At 40.9% G+C, this 20,459-nt stretch carries 19 protein-coding genes and 1 tRNA gene; 5 read left to right on the top strand and 15 right to left on the bottom strand.

Features of this window, described 5'->3' with window-relative positions; all coding sequences use genetic code 11:
• The first annotated feature begins 95 nt into the window (after positions 1-95).
• Positions 96-290: a PEP-CTERM sorting domain-containing protein gene (locus H6G18_RS20995; RefSeq protein WP_190409042.1), complete on the top strand. Its 195-nt coding sequence runs from the start codon at positions 96-98 to the stop codon at positions 288-290.
• Positions 291-350: 60 nt separating this feature from the next.
• On the opposite strand, the gene H6G18_RS21000 is transcribed toward H6G18_RS20995, so the two are convergent.
• The 11 genes from H6G18_RS21000 to H6G18_RS21050 all read right to left on the bottom strand — a co-directional run bounded on the left by H6G18_RS21000 (position 351) and on the right by H6G18_RS21050 (position 11,502).
• A tRNA-Ser gene (locus H6G18_RS21000) sits at positions 351-435 on the bottom strand.
• Between the two features lie 329 nt (positions 436-764).
• On the bottom strand, positions 765-1,874 hold the full coding sequence (gene proB / locus H6G18_RS21005; RefSeq protein WP_190409043.1) for a glutamate 5-kinase: 1,110 nt from the start codon (positions 1,872-1,874) through the stop codon (positions 765-767).
• Between the two features lie 255 nt (positions 1,875-2,129).
• Complete coding sequence (locus tag H6G18_RS21010) at positions 2,130-2,669, bottom strand: YqeG family HAD IIIA-type phosphatase (protein ID WP_190409044.1); 540 nt, start codon at positions 2,667-2,669, stop codon at positions 2,130-2,132.
• Between the two features lie 273 nt (positions 2,670-2,942).
• Positions 2,943-3,518, bottom strand: coding sequence for a DUF3727 domain-containing protein (locus tag H6G18_RS21015; RefSeq protein ID WP_190409045.1), 576 nt, complete (start codon positions 3,516-3,518; stop codon positions 2,943-2,945).
• Between the two features lie 141 nt (positions 3,519-3,659).
• Positions 3,660-4,118: a Holliday junction resolvase RuvX gene (gene ruvX, locus H6G18_RS21020; protein ID WP_190409046.1), complete on the bottom strand. Its 459-nt coding sequence runs from the start codon at positions 4,116-4,118 to the stop codon at positions 3,660-3,662.
• Between the two features lie 131 nt (positions 4,119-4,249).
• Complete coding sequence (locus H6G18_RS21025) at positions 4,250-5,494, bottom strand: GNAT family N-acetyltransferase (protein WP_190409047.1); 1,245 nt, start codon at positions 5,492-5,494, stop codon at positions 4,250-4,252.
• Between the two features lie 204 nt (positions 5,495-5,698).
• Positions 5,699-5,899 (bottom strand): hypothetical protein, encoded by a 201-nt coding sequence (locus H6G18_RS21030; RefSeq protein ID WP_190409072.1) that lies wholly within the window; start codon positions 5,897-5,899, stop codon positions 5,699-5,701.
• A 148-nt stretch (positions 5,900-6,047) separates the two neighbouring features.
• The gene (locus H6G18_RS21035; RefSeq protein WP_190409048.1) at positions 6,048-7,775 is read right to left on the bottom strand and encodes a cation:proton antiporter; all 1,728 of its coding nucleotides are present in this window, start codon (positions 7,773-7,775) and stop codon (positions 6,048-6,050) included.
• Positions 7,776-7,805: 30 nt separating this feature from the next.
• Complete coding sequence (cbiE, locus tag H6G18_RS21040; RefSeq protein WP_190409049.1) at positions 7,806-9,017, bottom strand: precorrin-6y C5,15-methyltransferase (decarboxylating) subunit CbiE; 1,212 nt, start codon at positions 9,015-9,017, stop codon at positions 7,806-7,808.
• Positions 9,018-9,172: 155 nt separating this feature from the next.
• Positions 9,173-10,831, bottom strand: a complete 1,659-nt coding sequence (locus tag H6G18_RS21045) for an alpha-amylase family glycosyl hydrolase (protein ID WP_190409050.1) — start codon at positions 10,829-10,831, stop codon at positions 9,173-9,175.
• A 293-nt stretch (positions 10,832-11,124) separates the two neighbouring features.
• Positions 11,125-11,502: a DUF1823 family protein gene (locus tag H6G18_RS21050; protein ID WP_190409051.1), complete on the bottom strand. Its 378-nt coding sequence runs from the start codon at positions 11,500-11,502 to the stop codon at positions 11,125-11,127.
• Between the two features lie 105 nt (positions 11,503-11,607).
• Between H6G18_RS21050 and H6G18_RS21055 the strand changes: the two genes are divergently transcribed.
• A complete protein-coding gene (locus tag H6G18_RS21055; protein ID WP_190409052.1) occupies positions 11,608-11,913 on the top strand; it encodes an acylphosphatase in 306 nt (101 codons plus the stop codon).
• Positions 11,914-12,025: 112 nt separating this feature from the next.
• Here the strand turns inward: H6G18_RS21055 and H6G18_RS21060 are convergent, their stop codons facing one another.
• From H6G18_RS21060 to H6G18_RS21075, 4 genes are all read right to left on the bottom strand, one after another.
• Positions 12,026-12,523 (bottom strand): molybdenum cofactor biosynthesis protein MoaE, encoded by a 498-nt coding sequence (locus H6G18_RS21060; RefSeq protein WP_190409053.1) that lies wholly within the window; start codon positions 12,521-12,523, stop codon positions 12,026-12,028.
• A gap of 89 nt (positions 12,524-12,612) precedes the next feature.
• The gene (locus H6G18_RS21065; protein ID WP_190409054.1) at positions 12,613-14,505 is read right to left on the bottom strand and encodes a hybrid sensor histidine kinase/response regulator; all 1,893 of its coding nucleotides are present in this window, start codon (positions 14,503-14,505) and stop codon (positions 12,613-12,615) included.
• A gap of 340 nt (positions 14,506-14,845) precedes the next feature.
• Positions 14,846-15,262: a hypothetical protein gene (locus tag H6G18_RS21070; protein WP_190409055.1), complete on the bottom strand. Its 417-nt coding sequence runs from the start codon at positions 15,260-15,262 to the stop codon at positions 14,846-14,848.
• A 101-nt stretch (positions 15,263-15,363) separates the two neighbouring features.
• Positions 15,364-16,203: an FAD-binding domain-containing protein gene (locus H6G18_RS21075; RefSeq protein WP_190409056.1), complete on the bottom strand. Its 840-nt coding sequence runs from the start codon at positions 16,201-16,203 to the stop codon at positions 15,364-15,366.
• Positions 16,204-16,420: 217 nt separating this feature from the next.
• Here H6G18_RS21075 and H6G18_RS21080 point away from each other — a divergent pair, with 217 nt between their 5' ends.
• The 3 genes from H6G18_RS21080 (at position 16,421) to H6G18_RS21090 (ending at position 20,289) form a co-directional block, all read left to right on the top strand.
• Positions 16,421-18,328 carry a lipoxygenase family protein gene (locus tag H6G18_RS21080; RefSeq protein WP_313954453.1) on the top strand — a complete coding sequence of 636 codons (1,908 nt, stop codon included), beginning with the start codon at positions 16,421-16,423 and terminating at the stop codon, positions 18,326-18,328.
• A 219-nt stretch (positions 18,329-18,547) separates the two neighbouring features.
• Positions 18,548-18,907, top strand: a complete 360-nt coding sequence (locus H6G18_RS21085) for a VOC family protein (protein WP_190409057.1) — start codon at positions 18,548-18,550, stop codon at positions 18,905-18,907.
• 89 nt (positions 18,908-18,996) lie between these two features.
• Positions 18,997-20,289: a recombinase family protein gene (locus tag H6G18_RS21090; RefSeq protein WP_190409058.1), complete on the top strand. Its 1,293-nt coding sequence runs from the start codon at positions 18,997-18,999 to the stop codon at positions 20,287-20,289.
• Positions 20,290-20,459: the final 170 nt, after the last annotated feature.

Raw genomic sequence — 20,459 nt, forward strand, 5'->3', positions numbered from 1 at the left:
GTTGCTCAACTTCTGGCTAAACTGACTCCTGAAATTGCTGCTTCTTTGACTGGTTATGACTTCATCCTTAATGCCCTATCTGTCGCAAACATTTTTTGAATTGGTATTACTTTGCTTACGATTTTGGTTCTTCTAGTGTGGGATTTGGCGATTTAGCATACACCCTAAAAACCACCCCAAACCCAGTACCTGAACCGACCACTGCGATGAGCTTAGTCACTCTGGGAGCTTGGGGTGTTACTTCTAGATTAAAACGCAGAGTTAAAGCAATAGACAATTTAAGTACATAAGTGCATTACTCAAAAAATTACACTTTAGGGACTGACACCTTTTAGGGTTTGATTAACGAACGGAGAGGGGGGGATTCGAACCCCCGTTGGGTTGCCCCAAAACGCATTTCGAGTGCGTCACCATCAACCACTCGGACACCTCTCCATATAATTTATTTAGGAAACTTCTAAGACATAGTTTCCTTTAGCCATGATAGCATCCCGTTAAGTGATGCGATCGCTCAAATAGAATTGTGAAAACTCAAGCATTTCCTCAAGCGATCGCTTTCTTTATTTACACACAAATTTCATGGGATTGTAATATGTCCGCCAAATGCCCGTGTAATATTAGACCCAGGCTAAAAGATAAGCTCTGTATAAAGGTGGGGTTTCCTACCTTTTACCTATCTATAAAGGTGCTAGTTAATGCTTTCTTGTGGTAAATAATGTAGCTAAAGTGTTGTCAACCCCGTTAGGTATCGGGGTTTTTATTTTTTAAGTCAGCACTAAGTTATCTCGGTGGATCACAGTTTCTGCACCTATGTAACCCAAAATTGTGGGAATCTCTTTAGAATGACAGCCGCAAATTTTTTCTAAGTCATTGCTGCTATAGTTGACCAGTCCTCTGGCAATTTCGTTACCTTGAGTATCCAATAACTGCACAGCATCTTGAGGCTCAAATTCACCTCCAACTGTTTTGATTCCTGCGGCTAATAAAGATTTACCTGCTTGGACAATTGCGGCGATCGCTCCCGAATCGAGATATAATTTACCCGATGGGACTAAACCATAGGCAATCCAACGTTTACGCGCAGAAGTAGGCTCTGGTTGGGGTTGGAAATGAGTGCCAATCAGTTCACCTTGGATAATTTTTGTAATATTGCTGGGAAATCGTCCTTGAGTAATCACAGTCCGCACTCCCGCCGCGATCGCAATTCTGGCCGCCGAGATTTTTGTCACCATCCCCCCAGTACCCCATTGGGAACCTTGAGTTCCTGTTTGCACTTGCAAGTCTGCCAATTCTTTGATGCTTGTCACCAAAGATATCGGTCGAGCATCGGGGACAGAACGGGGATCGGCTGAGTATAATCTGTCTACATCGGTGAGTAAAAATAGCCAGTCTGCCTCTACAAGGCTAGCAACCAAAGCCGAAAGGGTATCATTATCTCCAAATTTCAATTCATCGACTGCAACTGTATCATTTTCATTGACTACAGGAATTACCCCTAGTGCTAGTAATTCCCGAAAGGTGTTGTACACATTCAGATAACGGCTGCGCTGTACCAAATCACTACGAGTTAACAAAACTTGGGCGATTGGTTGTTGCAAGGTAGTAAATAAATCATCATATACGCGCATTAATCGACCTTGACCAACTGCGGCTACTGCTTGTTTGAGAGCGATCGCTTTCGGACGTTCGGTTAAACCCAAACGCGCACAACCCACTCCCACCGCACCAGAAGAAACTAAAATTACTCGATTGCCTTGCTGTCTTAAATGAGAAAGTGTTTCTGCTAAGGTGGCAATAGTTGAAAGTGCAAGTTGTCCGGTTTCCGGTTGGGTGAGGCTAGAAGTGCCAATTTTAACAACAATTGTTTTGGTCATTGGTCAGTAGTCAATGGTCAACAGTCAACAATCAATAGTCAATAGTTTTTACTCTGAACTCTGGACTAATCACTAAATTGTAAAGCGCCAGTCCTTCTATAGGTGAAGGCTGACGCTTTAACAGTTTATATTTATTTGTTATGCTCTAGGGTCTTTTATTGCTGACCCCATGTTATTGATAACTATGATCCCCGATTTTTTGGTGTTCATGGATTTTTTTAATTATTTCTTTAGATTTTGTTTTTTTACTTTTTGTCAATCTTTGTAACTTTTTGTATGCTCAGGATTAATTGAGGCTCCTAAAATCTCTGAGAACCAAACTTCAAAATTGCGGATGGGATGAGAGCGCAGAGCAGCATCAGGATGGACAATTGGCTCTACCAAAATAGTAAACATACCCAAGCGATTACCTGCTAAGACATCGGTGAATAAGCGATCGCCTACCATCCCCACCTGCTCCACTGGTAAATTCATTTCTTGGAGTGCAGTTCTAATTTTGCGGCGCGAGGGCTTGGCTGCACCCAAGTAGTAAGGTAAGTTCAAAGAACGGGCAATACCACCAATGCGTGCTTCACTCATGTTATTACTTACCAACCACAGCACTGTATCGTTGCGGATCTGCTCTACCCAATCTCTAAGTTCTGGCGAAGCTGCTCCTACTGTAATTGGTACTAAGGTTTCATCTACATCCAACACCAATCCCTTGAGCTTGTAATGTTGAATAATATCTGGTGTGAGGTTCAATACTGAACCTGCCAAAATCAAATCAGGCTGTAAAAACTTGTTCCAAGTCATACTCAATTCACGTGCTTATTCAAAATTCCAAATTGCCAAAAGCAATACCACACCTACAAAATTTAAAATGCCAAAACCCACATATCTTGAGATTTTGACATTCTGGTAGATGTATATTGATTACCGCATAGCAAAGTTAGCCAACCAATAGTTAGTAAAACTGCTTGACCCTTGGCATCAAATTTTCCTATGGTGCAACTAACTATAATTCGGAATTCTCAAATTAAAAATTAAAAATGTAATTTTTTAATTTTTAACTGAAAACTTTTGGTGTTATTCAACTTCATTGAAAAGTTGTTCTTCTAACAGGGGTTGCACTTTGCGGAACTCTTCTGGAGAAAGTAATACAGGTTGTCCAGTTTTTGTGATTTTGGCGAAAAATAGCAGGGGATCAAGAGGCGTATAAATTGCGTACTCCTGTTCATCGTGATAGAAGTTGGCAAGTAGCTGGAGTTGCTCAGGCTCTAAATCTGCTTCTTCGTCTTCAATTTCTAGAGTAAATAACTCTGATTCTTCCACTGGCGGTAAATCACCAGCCACTGTCAAAGCATACGCAGTTTGTTTGAGTACCAAGTTCTGCTCTGCCAAGACAGCCTGAGCAGTACCAAAAATTTCGTCGATAATGGCATCATCAAATTCTACGAGGATTGCTTCTTCGTCTTCGTCTTCACCTTCCCAAGCAAAAATTTCTATGGGTGAATCTACAGGAAGTAGCAAAACATATTCTTGTTCATCCACCGAAAGCGAATGTTCTACATAACATTCAAGCGATCGCCCTCTTTCATCGGTTAAGGTGATGGAACCGGTAGGAGCATTGTCGTTATCTTCAGAAAATGGAGAGGAAAACATAGCCAAGGTATGAGACTTTATAAGTACTAGCAGGTGTGGAAAGAGCTTCAGGTGGTGAATGACAAACAATGTCAAACAGATAGCTTTAGTCTTAGATACAACTGCTATGTAACAGCTTTCAGAATATCATGTTCAAAGGTATCAATACTCTACTGCTACAACCGAACTCTGAGCATTAGTACGCCTAATATCCAGCCACTGCTGCAAAATCAAAGCTGCTGCCTTACGATCAATTAAACCTTTATTCCGTGATGGGGAAACATTTTCGGCAATTAGCATCTGCTCTGCTTGAAAAGAAGTCAGTCGCTCATCAACGTATTCCACTGGTAATTGCAAAGCCTTAGCCAGTCTTGTGGAAAATTTCTGTACTTGACGAGCCTGAAACCCTACAGAACCATCCATTGAATAAGGTAAACCGACAACCAAGACTTGCACTTGCCTTTCATGAACTATATTTTGTATTTGCTGGACATCGCGTTCAAAAGATGTGCGCTCAACAGTGGTAATCCCTGTAGCGATCAATCCAGTGCGATCGCATCCAGCTACACCAACTCGCTTACGCCCTACATCTAATCCCAACGCGGAAATATATTTACTCATTAGTCAGTTGTCAGTTGTCAGTTGTCAGTTGTCAGTTGTCAGTTGTCAGTTGTCAGTTGTCATTAGTCCATAGTTATTCTTTGCTTCCCCTGCTTCCCCTGCTCCCCCTGCTCCCCTGCTTCTTCTGTTCCCTACTCCTCAACTTCTACATCTGTTGACTCTTGGTGAACAGATGCTTCTTTGCTTCCGAAAGCTAGAGGTTCTGATTTACTAGGTACGGGAATATCTGGGGATGATTGCTGTCTGGTGTGTACCCATGACATACCCCCAGGTATGGGTTTACGTGCTGGCTGTAATCCTTGGAGGACATCAGTCCATTGGATTCCTTCTAAGGAGACAAATTTTGACTCCCTGAGTTTGTGCCAGACTGAGCGAGACATGATCAGTGTGTGTTCTATGCGTTTTGCGCCAATGCGCTCTAAATATTCTTCTCGCTCTGGTTGATAGTCAGATGAGGCTAGTTGTAAGCCTTGTTGAGGAAAATCCTGAGCAATTCTGGCTAATTGGGAAAGTAATTCTGGGTATAGCCAAGTATAGGCGGGGTGGACTGTCAACGTGGCAACGTGGGGAGTTTCACCTTTGCGATCAAGTTGTAATTGGAAATAACCGATCGCCGCTTTGCGTTGCGGTTCAAATACATAACCGCTTACTACTTCAATTTTTGTTACCCATTGTTTGACAGCATCTCTCAAAGCACCAAACAAACTAGTTTTAAAATCGCGGGTATTGCGATCAAACACTTGACGCACCAACGGCGGCATTGATGCTGTATCTAATTGATACAACAACTGGGCATCGGCGTTACTTACTGGTAGGAGATTGGGTAAGTCTGGCTCGGCTTGGGCTAATTCGCTTAATAATTCGGGATCAATTTCCCAATAGGTAATTTCTGCCAGACGCTGAAATCCATTTTGTCGATAAAGTGCCAGCGCCTCTATATCATTAATATTAACTTCTAATAACCAAGTACGCGCTTCTAAAATCGATTCAAAACAATGGCGTAGCAGCTGTGAGCCAATTCCTTGCTTATCCACAGCCCGATCCAACACTACCCGATCAACTCGCCAAGTACTGCGTGTCCGGTTAAATGGGGAAACTTGAATCATTCCTAACAGCATCCGCCCCTGTTCAGCTACGTAGGCACAAAAACGATACTGTAGGGGGTTAGGGAACCAACTCAAAAACTTGAGTAACCCATACCAGCGACGCAGCCATTGCATCTTGTTAGCAATAGAACTAGCGCCTTCGGGGGTAAGGGCTGCGAATGATTCTTGAGACATCTGCTCAATTCCGTCCAGATCCCGGTAATAGACTGGCCGGATGACAACGCTAAGATTGCGAGGAAGTAATGAAGTCATTTTGATGTGAGCTGCCATTTAGCCTTAACGGATTGGATCAGAAGAACTGCTGCAATAATTTTAACGGCTTTCCACTCTTTGCTATTGCTCCCAAAGGGTGATTTTGGTAACGGAAGACTGAAAAAAATTAAAAAAGCAGACTTGAAGGTAACACTTTCGGCGTGAAACCTACAATATCTGCTTTTATTTTATGTGCTTTTTTGTTAATTATTTCTTTTTATATTATAATCCCTGTCGAGAAACCAGCTTCTCAACATTAGCCTGGGTCTGATGTAGCAATTGTTGTCTACTATCTTCTATAGTCTGTCTCAATGGTGGAACCAGATTGCGCGCTTGCAAGGTCATGTGTAGCTGGAGGTGGGCAACATATTCACTAATGTCTTCTTTTGGTAGAACTGTGCCGTTTAATAAGTTTGATTCAATTGCCACCGTATTCTCCTTATCCTCTTGTGCGATTGCTTCACATCATCAAAACTTATCATGTTGTTTCACTTTGCTTCTTACTTTGCAATGAAGTTTAACGGTTTGTAATCGGGAAGTGTGAGTAGAAGCAAGGGAGCAGGGAGAAAAACTATTGACTCATCTTGTCTCTGATACTGCGGTATCTATTGGTGCGGATATTGGAGATGACTGAGTGAATCTGATCTTGTGGTTCTCCCAAGGTGGCTAGTAGATGAGCGCTTAATTCTAGAGCTGCTTCAAATTCTGGTTGTACTACTTCCTTGGCACCCATTTGAGTCAGGAGGTCAATTTCACTGTTGAGGTGGGAGCGAGCAATGACATCTAATGCTGGGGCGATCGCTAAAGCTCGTTGCAGGAGTAATCTAGAACTAGCAGGATCGGGGAGAGCGATCGCTAGGGCTTTGGCTGTTTCTAAATGGGTTTTCTCTAACACTAGTTCGGAATCAGCATCACCAAAAATATAGGGAATGTGCTGCATTCTCAATCTTTGAATGGCGGCTTCGCTATTCTCTATTACTATGACTGCATAGCCTTGATTTTGTAAAATTTTGACAATAACTTGCCCGACTCTGCCATAACCTGCAACCACTACATGATCGCTAATGGTTTCAGGAATAGATAGCATTTTTGGTTCGGCAAATTGCCGGAAATAATTGGCAAGAAAAGGCATTTGAACTAAGTGAGATGCCACACTAGGAGAGATTTTCAGCCATACAGGTGTGAGAATGAGTGTAATTGCCGTTGTGCCTAATAGTAAGAGATATTTTTGTTCTGTAATTAACTGAAGTTGCAAACCTGCTAAAGCTAAGACAAAAGAAAACTCTCCAATTTGATTAATCCCAAAACTGGTAATAATAGCGGTTTTGAGAGAGTAACCAAATCTCAAAATGATGGGTAAAATAATAGCTGCTTTCCCCAGCATAACTAGAGTTACTAATTCTAAAATTATCCCTAAGTTTTGGATTAAAACACCAGGATCAATTAGCATCCCAATTGAAGCGAAGAACAGACAAGCAAAGGTATCTCTTAAAGGTAGGACTTTTGCTAGGGCATGATCTGCATAGTCAATCTCGGAAACCATTAAACCAGCCACAAAAGCGCCCATTTCAATGGAAAGACCAAGTTTAGCTGTAACTAAAGCTACTCCTAAACACAAAGCAATCACAGTCAGAATAAATAATTCTGTACTCTCAGTAGCTGCAACCTTGCTAATTAAAGTCGGTATGATCCATCGTCCAGTTGCAAATGCTACAGCTAAAAATACCAACACCTTTAATAAAGCACTACCTAAAGTTAAACCAATACTTTCCGGTTGGTTGAGGGCTGGTAAAATCGCTAACATTAAGCCTAATACCAAATCCTGGGCAATTAAAATTGCCAGCATCACTTGACCGTGGATTGTATTCGTTTCGCCTCTTTCTGCTAATGTTTTCAGCACCACAGCCGTGGAAGAAAGGGAAAGAACTGCTCCTAAAAAGATACCTTGAGTCCATCCCTCAACCCAACCCAGCCACATAGTTAAGGCGGCGACAAAAGCTGTAGTCAACCCAATTTGCAGTAAACTTCCCTTAATAGCGATATCCTTGACTCGTTTCAATTCTGTCAAAGAAAACTCAACACCAAGAGCAAACAACAGAAAAGCAACGCCAATAGATGCTAAAGATTGAATGCGCGGCACATCACTTAACAGCTTGAAGCCATAAGGCCCTACTAGCAATCCAGTGGCTAAATAGCCAAGCAGAACAGGTTGTCGTAATCGGTTGGCGAGATATCCTCCCAGTGCTGAAGCTCCTAAAACGGTTGTCAGATCAAGAATCAAGCTCTGCTCGGCTGCCATAATTTTGTCCAGCTTTTTCAGGGAAGTAGATCACGCTTTTACTGCTATCCATTGTGTTACGGGCGCCATTGCTCGCCAGCCTAAAAATTTACCAATCGGTTCGGCTCGTTGAATAGCAATACGGGTAAAATTGCCACCTACTTTTTCATACCATTGAAATAAAGTTTGCTCACCTTCCATTGTGACGACATTAGCAACTAACCGTCCGCCTGGCGGTAGTGCTTGCCAACAAATATCAAACAACCCATCTGCTGTGACTCCGCCACCTATGAAAATGGCATCGGGTGTGGGTAAGTCTCGGAGAACTGACGGTGCTTTACCCGCAATAATTTTCAGGTTGGGAGTACCCAAAGCTGCGGCATTATCTGCAATATATTGCAGCCTAGAAGAGTTTTGTTCAATAGCGATCGCCCCACATCTTGGATGAGTCCGCATCCATTCTATAGATATGGAACCACAACCCGCGCCTATATCCCAAAGTAACTGTCCTGGTGTGGGTGCTAAAGTTGACAAAGTGACGGCTCTGACTTCTCGTTTAGTAAGTTGTCCATCGTGGTGATAAGCATTATCTGGCAATCCTGGTAATCTAGGTAAGGTAACAATGCCAGCATCAGCAACACAATATACGGCGATCGCATTTAAATCTGCTACTTCTGTCGTATTCCATTCTGCGGCTGTGCTAGTTAATCTCCTTTCATGAATACCACCCATCCGTTCCAAGACTGTTATCTGGCTATTCCCAAAACCTCGCTGTGTGAGAATTTCCGCAACTATATTGGGTGTATTTTTCCCCTCACTCAAAATTAATAACCGCGCACCAGGATATATATAAGATTGCAGCAAAGCCGGGGGACGACCGCATAAACTTAGGGTTTCTACTTCAGTTAAAGACCATCCTAATCTGGCGCAGGCAAGGCTGAAAGATGAAGGTGCAGGGATAATTGTCATTTCCGATATGGGAATGCGTCGCGTCAAGGTGACACCAATGCCGTAACATAAAGGATCACCACTAGCCAACACACAGATAGATTTACCACGACGATTGATAATTTCTTCTACAGAATTACTAATAGGAGAAGTCCAGAGGATTTTTTCTCGGTGGTCATCTGGAGGTAACATAGCTAAATGGCGATCGCCTCCCACAATGATTTGTGCATGATCGAGTAAAGAACGAGCGATCGTGCTTAATCCTTGCAACCCATCTTCACCAATACCAATAATAGATAACCATTTCTGTGTCATAAAACTCAAGGCATATCTCCATGATCATATCAAGGTTATCGCTAGATGAAATTGCCTCCAAACCAAGAAATTAAAAATGGGGAAAGACTTCTTTCCCCTGGGATTAAATATTCGGATGTTGTGTCAATGCAAGTTGGAAGAAGGTAGATAATTTATTAGTGCCAAACAAATACCTTAGCTTCATAAGGCCCCATATCAGTGATAATGCCATCATCACCAGCTTCAACATCATAGTCTCCAGTCCACTCATGCCATGTACCACCAGAGGGGAAATTGGGGACATGATAACCAGCTAAGAAGTCTGCGGAAAAATTCGCCACCACCACTACACGGGAACCTTCATCATTCCAACGACTGTAGGCTAGAACTTTAGCTTCTGAATTTTCATGGATAAAATCAATATTTGCTGTGTACAAAGCGTGAGTATTTTTCCGTAAATTAATTAACCCTTTGTAGTAATCAAATAAACCACGATTGAGGTCATTGCCTAAAAGTGTCCAATCAATTTTAGATTGGTCTTGTTGTTTGGGTTTATATTCACCAAATTCTTCTCCCATCCAAACTAAAGGCACACCTACAGATGTCATTAATATAGCAGCCCCTAATTTTGCCCTTCTAAAAGCTTCTTCGTCAAAAATTTCTCGATTACCAAGCTCAACGATAATATGATCATGGTCATGGTTCGTGAGGTAATTCACAACATTAGTTGCACCCAAAAAACCTTGACGTTTAGAATCAATCACATCTTTAAGATTTTCTAAATCAAAGGTATCACCGCAGATATGAGCTTTAATAGTATGATAAAAACTATCATGCCAGCATCCATCCATCGGCCCATCGACATTAGTAATACTAGCCGTTTCTGGGATATGTTCAGCAATATTATAAAATGGTTTTGCACCAGCAGCTTTTTTCGCTTCTTGAGTAATCCAGTGCATGAAATCATAGTTTGCTATTTGCCGTGCAGCATCATAGCGAATACCATCTAGATGATATTCCTCAACCCAAAATCTGACTGTATCACCAATAAATTTTCTTGCTGGGTAAGTCTCTAAATTTTCATCATAGAGTTCGTAATTAAATTCAGGACCCCAGTTATTATCAGGGTCACGGGGTTCATGATGATACCAATAATCATGGTCAATTTGCGTCAATGGACTGGATGATTCTGAGTGGTTATAAATACCATCCATAATGATACGAATACCCCGTTGATGACATTCATCAACCAACTTTTTCAAATCAGCAGTAGAACCATAGCTAGATTCAGTGGCGAAGAAATAGCGAGGATTATAACCCCAACTATAATCACCAGGATATTCTTTTACAGGTAACAACTCAATTGCATTGATACCCAATTCACACAGATAATCTAACTTTTCAATGACGTGTTTATATTTACCGCGTGCATAAGGATCATCTTCTCCGCCGGAAAAATCACCAACGTGTAATTCATAAATAACTAATTCATGGTCAGAAGGTAGAGGTTTATCATCATGCTGCCAAACGTAAGTATCAACAATTCTTTCACCATCTTTGATTCTGACTATACCATTATCTTTACCACTTAATTCGTCAATATCTGTGGCATAAGGATCTGTCACATCTACCCATTGGTCTTCTTCAAAAAACCATGATTTTGTCTGCACACGAAATTTATATTGATAAGTACCATCTTCTAATTCAACAGTTGCGCGGAAATAACCATCATCACCTTTTTTCATGGGAATTTCTTCCCAATCAGAAAAAGAAGCAATTAACGCCGCGCCTTTGTTATAGGGTGCAAATAAATTAAATTCAATGGGCTTTGCCATAAAAACTAGTAAAATATAAAATGCTGATATTAAGCATTCTCTAAATTATTAATCAATTTGCAAATCGGTCGGAGGAAGTAATTAGTTTTATCTTTCCTCTATCAGTAGATGGATGGTATGCTATACGAATAGATTATTTATTTATAATAAAAATATATAAGCGTTGGTATTTAGACAAAAATACTTTGTCTACTGCCATAAGATATAGATTTTAAAATTAAGTTTATTTTTTGTTTAAAAGCAAATATTCAGAATAAAATTAATATTATTAACTGAATATTTGCCAAAATAAATTATTCGCCTTGAGCAATTTTCTGCTGTAAATAACTTAGTAACCAGTTAGCAGCAGTAGCTCTCCGAGTTTCCCGTGGTGTAAAAGTCCCAATTTTGTAACCTTTAAAACCCAATTTTTCTTTTGTGATTTGTTTGTATTGTGTAGGAATAGAACGGGTCAATTTCATCGTTACGGGGCGACTTTCTAAAAAATTTGGCGGTTCTGGATACTCGTCACGCCATTCTGATGCAACGGCGTTATTGTCCCATTTCTCTGTTGTTGAGTCATAGCGATAGCCTAAGTAATACCAAACTAATTGCATGACTGTAGCATCATCAATTTGATCGTTGAGAATACCCCAGATAGTATCTGTATTCAATGGTGGCAGTTCAGACATAAGTAATGCAGAATTCAGAATTTTAAGTTAGCAGGTTTCGATATAAAAATCCGTTCTGGATTCATAAACAATGTAGACTGGTAATCGTAAAGAATAGATGGGTCAATGCCAAATTCTACACCACAGTCACAGCTACTTCGCGCCCATGTCTTCATTGCTGGTAGAGTACAGGGGGTAGGGTTCCGTTACTCTACTGTCGATACAGCTAGTCAATTGGGGTTAACTGGTTGGGTAGGCAACCTTCCTGATGGTCGTGTAGAAGCAGTATTTGAAGGAGTACGGGAAATTGTGGAAGAAATGGTGCGCTGGTGTCATGTAGGCCCGCCGGCTGCTGTGGTTCAAGATGTTGCAGTTGAATATGAAGAACCAGAAGGTTTACGAGGATTTGAAGTGAGGCGGTTGGTGAAGTAAGTATGACCTGCCATCGTCAAGCATATCTGTTAGTACGACAGCCATCACTCATTGTTCATCATATCCTATTACGGTAGGAAAGAACGGATTCATGGCGATCGCCTCTGGAATTTTAACAACTTTCCCCTGACTGTTCACAAGCACCAATACTTACCCAGGTGCTAGAACCATCTTGCCAATGTTCCTTTTTCCAAACGGGGGCGTTATGTTTCAGGGTATCAATTGCGTAGCGACAAGCTTCAAAAGCTTCGCCTCGATGGGGACAACCAATTGCTACTAAAACACTGATGTCTCCAACCGACAAACGTCCAATGCGATGATGAATTACTACTCGATTAACCCCAGGCCACAAAGAGCGAATATCATCAGCAATTTGATAAAATACACGCAATGCCATCGGTTCATAAGCTTGATATTCTAAGGCAACTACGGGTTTTCCGTCAGTTTGATTCCGAACCATGCCACTCATCACTACTACTGCACCATTAGCCGAGTCATCGGCTTTAGCATAAATTTCTGCAAGCGATAAGGGTGCAAAAGTGATAGCAAAACTATCTTCGCTTCTTGGTTTAATCACAGCAATAGGAGTAGATGGCAGCACTGATTTCATAATTACTCGGTATTAATATTTATACACATTCTGATTTAATTTTTGATATGTTCAAAAATTAAACAGTATTTAAATGGTTATTTTAAGTATTAAATTGTATATTTAACTGTACTAATTGTTTTTAATAATTGGTTGGCTGTGTATGGCTTGGGTAAAAATGCTTGGATACCCATATTATAAGCTGCGTTCACTTTATCGTGTGCCGCCAATCCACTGGTAGCAATAATTTTGACATTGGGATTAATTTTTTGCAATGTCCGGATAGTAGTTAATCCATCCATACATGGCATTACCATATCTGTCAACACTAGAGATATTTTATCTCTGTGTTCTGCGTATATAGCGATCGCTTCAATTCCATCACTGGCTGTAATTGCTTGATAATTATGAGTCTCTAGAGATGTTTTGGTAATGTCTCTAATTGCAACTTCATCATCCACAACTAAAATCAACTCTCCATTGCCCGGAGCTAATTCTAATTCTGCTTCTTCTAAAGATTCTTTGGTATCTTGAGCAGGTAAATATACTTTAAACTGACTGCCTTTGCCTTCCTCAGTGTATACGTTAATAAAACCTCCGTGACTTTTAATAATGCCCAGTACGGTTGAAAGCCCTAGTCCTGTGCCTTTACTTAGTTCTTTAGTAGTAAAAAATGGCTCAAATATTCGATCTAATATGTCGGAGCGAATACCAATTCCTGTGTCAGTGACTTTAACTACTACATAAGAACCGACTTTGGCATCCAGATTCATTTTGGTATAGTTTTCGTCAATCAAAAGATTTTCGGCAGATATGTTCAAAATGCCGCCTTTAGGCATGGCATCACGAGCATTGACACACAAATTCATGAGGACTTGATGCAATTGGGTAGCATCGCCAGAAACAGTCCAAAGATTCTGGGAAATTTGCGCGACAATTTCGATTGATTTAGGAAATGTTTCTTTAATAACTTCCTGAATTTCTCTAATCAAATGCTTCAATTGCAATATAGTACGTTCACCCTCAAGACCACGAGTAAAGGACAAGACTTGCTTGACTAAGTTTGCCCCACGTTTAGCGTTGGTAATCAATATGGGTAGCAGTCGCCGAGAACGTTCATCTTTGATTTGCGACTCTAGCAGTTGTGCTGTCATCAAAATAGGTGCCAGAACATTGTTGAGGTCATGGGCAATACCACTCGCTAGCGTGCCAATACTCTCTAATCTTTGAGCGCGGAGAAATTGAGCTTCCAGGTGCTTTTTTTGGGTGATTTCAGTGTTGACGATGAGGATACATTGGGTATTATTACCAAACTCAGGTACTAATGTCCAGCGACTTTCGAGGATAATTTCTTTGCCAGATTTTGTTGTTTGATATAATTCTCCTTTCCAAGAGCCATGTTGCTGTAAAGTTGTGAGTGCTTTTTGTAACAATGGTAAGTTTTTTTCTTCCCAGAGTTTTTGTGTCTTTTTGCCAATAGCTTCTGCTTTTTTCCAACCGTACAGCCTTTCTGCGGATTCGTTCCAAAATAAAATTTGCCCGTCTAAATCCTGTACAAAAATGGCATCGTTAGCAATATCAAGGAGAGCCGCTTGTTCGCGGATTTTTTTCTCTGTTTGTTTACGCTCAATAGCATAACGGATAGAACGTTCTAGCAGGGGTGCATTCAGTTGGTTTTTTTCTAAATAATCTGCTGCTCCGGCTTTCATGGCTTCTAGGTCTATTTCCCAATCGCCTTGACCTGTGAGCAAAATTATGGGTGATGTACAGCCATGAGCAATTGCTTCACGTAACAGTTCTAGTCCACTGTGGGGGACTAAACGATAGTCTACTAGATATACATTATGCTGATCTTGAGCGATCGCTGCTTTTGCCGCCTCATAATTATCTACCCATTCCAATTCGCAGCTAGCTACCCGAAATTGAGTGAACCAGTTAAGAATTAAAATATAGTCGCTTTCGCTATCATCAACTAAAAGCACCCTGACTGGACTTTGGTCCATTGCGGCCTCCTGCGGCTTCTAGTGGCAGTTACACAACTTCAACCCACATTTATTTTCCCATTATCTTCATGGCTTCAACCAAGAAGCCAAAAGTTACTGGCTAGGATGAAGAAATCTACACCCCAATCGATAGATATGATCAATATCTTCCTCTATTTTTGGTGCGGTCAGGAAAATCATTGGCATTTGTTGCACATATCCATCAGATATTCTGTTATCTGTATAGCGTTTCTTATCTTAACGTGAGTTCGATGACGTCTCCCTACGGATTTAGAAGCTTGGTTAAATCAATCTTAATTTCGTTTCTACGCCTCTGTGTGAAATTCATCAACAAAGCCAACTATTCAAATACGTACTTTTCTGCCACTTTCCAATAACGAGAGAAGCGCTTTAGGTCAATGTAACCGTCGTAATCAAAAAACGGTTCTACTTCCAACACTTCTACTTTTAAAGAACGTTCAATTTCATCACATATATCATCAAATCTGGGACTGGGACTATCTGCTGTCACTACTAAATCAGCGTTGTTTTCTTTTGCAAAAATGATAATTTCTTGTGCTACATTACCACGGCGAATTTCTACTGGTAACTCTAGCAAACATTCATAAATAAAGGTGATGCGTTTAAGGCTTAATTGCCACTCTTCTATTAAAGCGTCGTCCCAAACCCAAATAGCAGGAGTATTCGGGTATTCTTGTAAGGCTGGGTTGTGGGGACTGAGACAATCGCCATGCACCCACACAATTGGTTTATTCATGAGATTTTACTAGTTATTAGAAGTTGGTTTTGAGAGTTTGTATTCAGGACTTTAGTCCTGAGAAAAATTAGGACTAAAGTCCTGACTACGAACCTATGCGCTTATTTTTTCTTTCCGCGTTGCCAACTTTGGCTGTTGGGTTTTTTGGTAAATTCACCTTTGGGAAAAAGGCGCGGTTCTAATTCTTCATAACTACCCTCAAAATCGCAATGACCGTAGAGTGGGCATTTTTGACAATATACGCTTTTGGTGTAGCGTTCTAGATTTTCGCGGTTGAAAAAATATGGTTTATGGCTAAAGGTGCTGGCTACCCATTGCCATGACATATTATTACTGGCAGGATCACCATCTAAGAGGTGTTCTAAAAACCATTTGGCTCCCGCTTGCCAGCGAATGCGCCGCCAATGCACAATGTATGCAGCTAACCACATTCTTATATGGTTGTGTAGGTAGCCAGTTTCCTGTAATTCCCGGCTAAAGCTGTCGATACAAACTAATCCTGTGCTACCTTCTTTGATATCTGCGGCTAAATCTGGTGCGTATTCTGTGGGGGTGTAACCTGTTTTATATTCTTCTTGGTCTTGCCAAATACCATCACCAAGTTTGAGATATAATCTCTGCCAATAATCCCGCCAGCCTAATTCATTAATTAATTTTGTGGCTTCATCTGGATGCTTGACGTTATCAAGTACGTAATCCCGTATTTCTCGTAGGCTTAAGACTCCGTGGCGGATGTATGGTGAAAGTCTGGTTACGTCGCCTGTGAGAAAGTTACGTGTTTTGGTGTAGGATGCAGGGTTAACTTTTTGTAGAGCTTTTTGGGCTGCTTTCCTTCCCCCGACTATATTAGTGGCGCTGCGATCGCTTCTTTGGGCTGCTTGGGGAAATTGTTCTCGCAGGTAAGCTATTAATTCTTCTCGACTAGCAAATTCATTTAACATAAGCAAATTAAATATAAATTAAGTACAGCTGACACTATATATAGCTAACGAGTTAAATAGCTAATACTATCAACGTAAGTTACTCGTTATCAAATTTAGGACTGGTAAGGGATAAGAATTTTTGGTCAATTACCAGTTATCTATTGTCAATCCTTAAAAGCAACTTACTTTATTTTCCAACTTCTATCCCCACTCTTGCAAACAGGAACAAACTATTGTGTCTCAAATAATTAACACTGAGCAACAAGGTCATTATCGCTACAATCCTATTGGGTTAAATCAAAAGGGAGCGGCTCGGATATTTCCTTATACAGGGGAAGATGGGGCGTTGCTTTATGTTTTGACAAAATTACGGGAAGATGCGCTAAAACAGGGAAAATTATCTGAGCCTTGGAGTTTGTTGCTGAAGCAGTTCGATCAGGCGATCGCCTCTATAGATAAAACTTGGCTAGACTTATCTACACTTTTAGTAGATTGGGAAGTCTTTCAATCGGGTTGGTTTAATCTCTATTTACCGCCAAACGAACAATTCAATCCTAGTTATGTGCGGGAACGCCGGGAAATGGGACAGAGGCTTTCAGCCGCAAAGAAAGCAGCAGAATCAACAACAGGAATTGAACAGCAAAGGGCGTTATTTTATCAATCCCTGGAAAGCAGTGCTAAAGCCAATAAATATCAATTTCCTTATATTCCCACCCGTCCAGTAGCTAGTGTAATTCATAAACGGGATGGAGGTTTAAGCGATCGCGAGTTTGTCCGGCAAAGATTGGCGGGACAAAACCCAATGGTATTACGGCGAGTGCAGCCAACAGACCAAGCATTACTACAATCTTGGACAATTCACTCTAGTACTGTAAATTTAATCCAATCAGCAGGCGAAAATCGCTTATTTGTCGCTGATTACCCTTTATTCAAAGATTTAAAAGTTACAGAATTACAATCTGGTAAATACTTAGGTAATCCCGTCGCAGTATTTCATCGTTCTGAAGGCGGGTTAGAACCGATACTGATTGAATTAGAGAAAGGTCGAGTAGTCACTCCTACACAGATTGGAGGTGGTGCAGATGATTGGACAAGGGCAAAACTCTATGTACAATCGGCGGATGCAACCCATCATGAGTTGTTTTCTCACCTCAGCTATACCCATTTAGCAATGGAAGTATTGGCGATCGCTACTCCTAGACAGTTACCCAGTAATCATCCTTTCTATCAATTACTCAGCCCTCATTTGCAATTTTTACTGGCAATTAATCAACGCGGTAATCAAATCCTACTACAAGAAGGTTCCGCTATTAGTTCATTAATGGCTCCTGTGCGGGAGGTATCTTTGGGATTGATGAACAAAGCTTATCGGGAAAGGATTTTTTGGGATTACGCCTTACCCAACGACATTGAACGGCGAGGAATCGAAACTAAGTTTCTTCCTGAATATCCTTATCGAGATGATGCGTTACTTTTGTGGGAAGCGATCGCCAAATATACTAGCAGTTATTTACAACGCCATTATCTAGATGATAAGGCAGTATTGAAAGACCCCTATTTGCAAGCTTGGGCGAATGAACTCAGCACACCTTTAAACACTCGTCCCAAATCAGAGTTTCCCCAATTACCAACTTGGTGTCCACCAGAATGGGCGATCACTTCTGGACTACAACCCCAAGAATTACCACCCCATCCCCGCATACCTGGATTCACTAAAATTACTAGTCTGCAACAACTCATCGATATTGCCACAATCATTATTTTCACCTGTGGCCCCCAACACGCAGCCGTTAATTTTAGTCAGTTTGATTATTTCGGTTACGTACCCAATGCACCGTTTGCACTCTACAGTCGTCCCGATACACCAGTCAGTCTGCCAGAATTACTACCACCTGCCGAGAAAGAACTCAAACAAATGGAGTTAACTTTTGCTTTGAGTGGAATTTCTTGGGGAAAACTTGGTAGTTCTGAGTTGATTCAGTTTGCTAATCGAGGCGATCGGCAAATCCTCTCTCAATTCCAAAGCGAGTTAGTAGAAATCGAAACCAAAATCAAAATTCGTAACCAGAAACGTTTAGTAAACACTGGCGTTGACTATCCTTACCTTTTACCTTCCCGCATTCCTAACAGTATTAATATTTGATATCTGTCCGGCTTAATCAGGAATTTTAGCGGCTGTATAAGTTTTTCTGGGGATGGTGGTCTATCAAGTTAGTTTTGACTGTTCGTAGTAAGGACTTTAGTCCTTACTACAAGCTTGTTTATCCCTCAATTCAAATTTGATGACCTACTAGAGTTCCATCGAGAAAAAACTGGTAAGTAGGTAAACTGAATAAGGAAAAGCGATCGCCCCTTACCAACAATGCAAATTACCCAGAGTCTCCATACAGCCATTATCGTCTCTAATCTAGAACGGTCAGAACACTTTTACAGTCAAGTGTTGGGATTATCCAAAATTGACCGTACTTTAAAATATCCTGGTGCATGGTATCAAGTCGGTAATTATCAAATTCATCTAATAGTTGCGTCAGATGTCCCTACCCAGAATCAAAACGAAAAATGGGGACGCAATCCCCATATTGCTTTTTCTGTCGCTGACTTAGAAGTAGCCAAGCAAGAGTTACTCAATCAAAATTATCCCATTCAACCAAGCGCCTCCGGTCGTCCCGCCCTCTTCACTCAAGACCCTGATGGGAATATTATCGAGTTGAGTCAGATGTGAGGGAAGCAGGGGAAGTAGGGGAAGCAGGGGAAGCAGGGGGAGTAGGGGGAGCAACTGACAACTAACAACTGACAACTGACAACTGACGAATGAAAATTATTGCCTACACTTACACTGATCCATTACTAGAAACTTCTCCTGTGCAGATTGACTGGGGGTGGGAGGTGGAACGGGTGTATGCAGATTTGGGACAGCGTTCACAATTACAACAATTATTTACTGACTGTCAAGCTGAATCTTGTGATTATCTCATTGTTCGGCGTTTGGAAGAATTAGGGGATAATTTACAACAGGTAAGCGATCGCCTCAATCAGTTGGAAGCCATGAGTATAGGAATCATCGCTACGGAACAAGCCTACAACTCAGCAACTTCTCATCTCCGGGCTGATTTGCTAAAATTATTACAACAAATTCAACTCCAACAACGTAGTCGCCGTATTCGTCAAGGACACGCTCGTAATCGTCTTGAAGCTGCGCCTCCTCCTGGTAAAGCCCCTTATGGCTATCGCAGAGGTAAAGATAAATATATCCTAGATCGCAGTACGGCTCCAGTAGTTAAGGATTTTTTTGACAATTTTTTACTCTATGGTTCTCTGCGTGGTGCAGTCCGTTACTTAGCCAAAAAATATGGTAAGAAAATCTCTGTCACCACTGGTAAGCGTTGGTTAGCTAATCCTGTTTATCGTGGTGATACTGCATATCAAAATCAGGAAATTATCTCTGATACCCATATTCCCATTATTTCCAGAGAAGAAGCTGCCCAAGTTGATCGACTTTTACGCCGTAATAGCCGTTTACCTTCTCGTAGCGCCAGCGCCCCCCGTTCTCTGGCTGGGTTGGTTGTTTGTCATCAGTGTCAGTCGCACATGACAGTTACCCGTGTTACTCAACGGCATCAAGATAAGGAGTATCTTTATTTACGTCCGATTAACTGCCCCCAAAGTCCTAAGTGTCGAGCTATTCCTTACCAAGAAATTTTAGAACATACAATTACCAAGGTTTGTAGCGAATTACCTTTGGCGGTAGCAGGGATAAATTTTCCTCAATTAGATACAGTTAAAAATAGCTTAAAAGCAGCGATCGCCCATCAAGAAGAAATACTTCAACAGTTACCTAATTTAGTCGCAACTGGTATTTTAGATGCGGAAACATCTAAGTTAAGAACTTACAAACTCCGGACAGAAATTTCTACTCTACAAGCAAAATTAGCAACTCTTCCTCCAGTAAATTTACTCTCTGTTGCTCAAGCAGTTTCTATTCCCCAATTTTGGTTAGATTTATCAGAATCCGAACGGAGGTTTTACTTTCGAGAATTTATCCGGCAAATTGAAATTATTCGTCAAAATCAAACCTGGGATTTACAAGTGATTTTTATTTTTTAGACATTAATTTTCTTCTCTCTCCAATCTCTAGTTTCTACTTTTACCAAAAGTTTGTATCATTTTTACATAGCTACAAGTATTAAAAAAATTGAGGCAAATTTTCGGCAAATTTCTCAAAAATAATATCGCTGCTCAGAGAAAATTGAGCTAACCTTGGAATTTAGTATTTA

Source organism: Anabaena subtropica FACHB-260, assembly GCF_014697105.1.
Lineage (GTDB): Bacteria > Cyanobacteriota > Cyanobacteriia > Cyanobacteriales > Nostocaceae > Trichormus > Trichormus subtropicus.

Bases quoted from the DNA above. Each gene is read 5' to 3' on its own strand.
- ruvX (WP_190409046.1), bottom strand. From the start codon at position 4,118: ATGAGTAAATATATTTCCGCGTTGGGATTAGATGTAGGGCGTAAGCGA.
- H6G18_RS21060 (WP_190409053.1), bottom strand. From the start codon at position 12,523: ATGAAATCAGTGCTGCCATCTACTCCTATTGCTGTGATTAAACCAAGA.
- H6G18_RS21050 (WP_190409051.1), bottom strand. From the start codon at position 11,502: ATGTCTGAACTGCCACCATTGAATACAGATACTATCTGGGGTATTCTC.
- cbiE (WP_190409049.1), bottom strand. From the start codon at position 9,017: ATGACACAGAAATGGTTATCTATTATTGGTATTGGTGAAGATGGGTTG.
- H6G18_RS21015 (WP_190409045.1), bottom strand. From the start codon at position 3,518: ATGTTTTCCTCTCCATTTTCTGAAGATAACGACAATGCTCCTACCGGT.
- H6G18_RS21070 (WP_190409055.1), bottom strand. From the start codon at position 15,262: ATGAATAAACCAATTGTGTGGGTGCATGGCGATTGTCTCAGTCCCCAC.
- H6G18_RS21045 (WP_190409050.1), bottom strand. From the start codon at position 10,831: ATGGCAAAGCCCATTGAATTTAATTTATTTGCACCCTATAACAAAGGC.
- H6G18_RS21025 (WP_190409047.1), bottom strand. From the start codon at position 5,494: ATGGCAGCTCACATCAAAATGACTTCATTACTTCCTCGCAATCTTAGC.
- H6G18_RS21075 (WP_190409056.1), bottom strand. From the start codon at position 16,203: ATGTTAAATGAATTTGCTAGTCGAGAAGAATTAATAGCTTACCTGCGA.
- H6G18_RS21055 (WP_190409052.1), top strand. From the start codon at position 11,608: ATGCCAAATTCTACACCACAGTCACAGCTACTTCGCGCCCATGTCTTC.
- H6G18_RS21065 (WP_190409054.1), bottom strand. From the start codon at position 14,505: ATGGACCAAAGTCCAGTCAGGGTGCTTTTAGTTGATGATAGCGAAAGC.
- H6G18_RS21035 (WP_190409048.1), bottom strand. From the start codon at position 7,775: ATGGCAGCCGAGCAGAGCTTGATTCTTGATCTGACAACCGTTTTAGGA.
- H6G18_RS21010 (WP_190409044.1), bottom strand. From the start codon at position 2,669: ATGACTTGGAACAAGTTTTTACAGCCTGATTTGATTTTGGCAGGTTCA.
- H6G18_RS21090 (WP_190409058.1), top strand. From the start codon at position 18,997: ATGAAAATTATTGCCTACACTTACACTGATCCATTACTAGAAACTTCT.
- H6G18_RS21085 (WP_190409057.1), top strand. From the start codon at position 18,548: ATGCAAATTACCCAGAGTCTCCATACAGCCATTATCGTCTCTAATCTA.
- proB (WP_190409043.1), bottom strand. From the start codon at position 1,874: ATGACCAAAACAATTGTTGTTAAAATTGGCACTTCTAGCCTCACCCAA.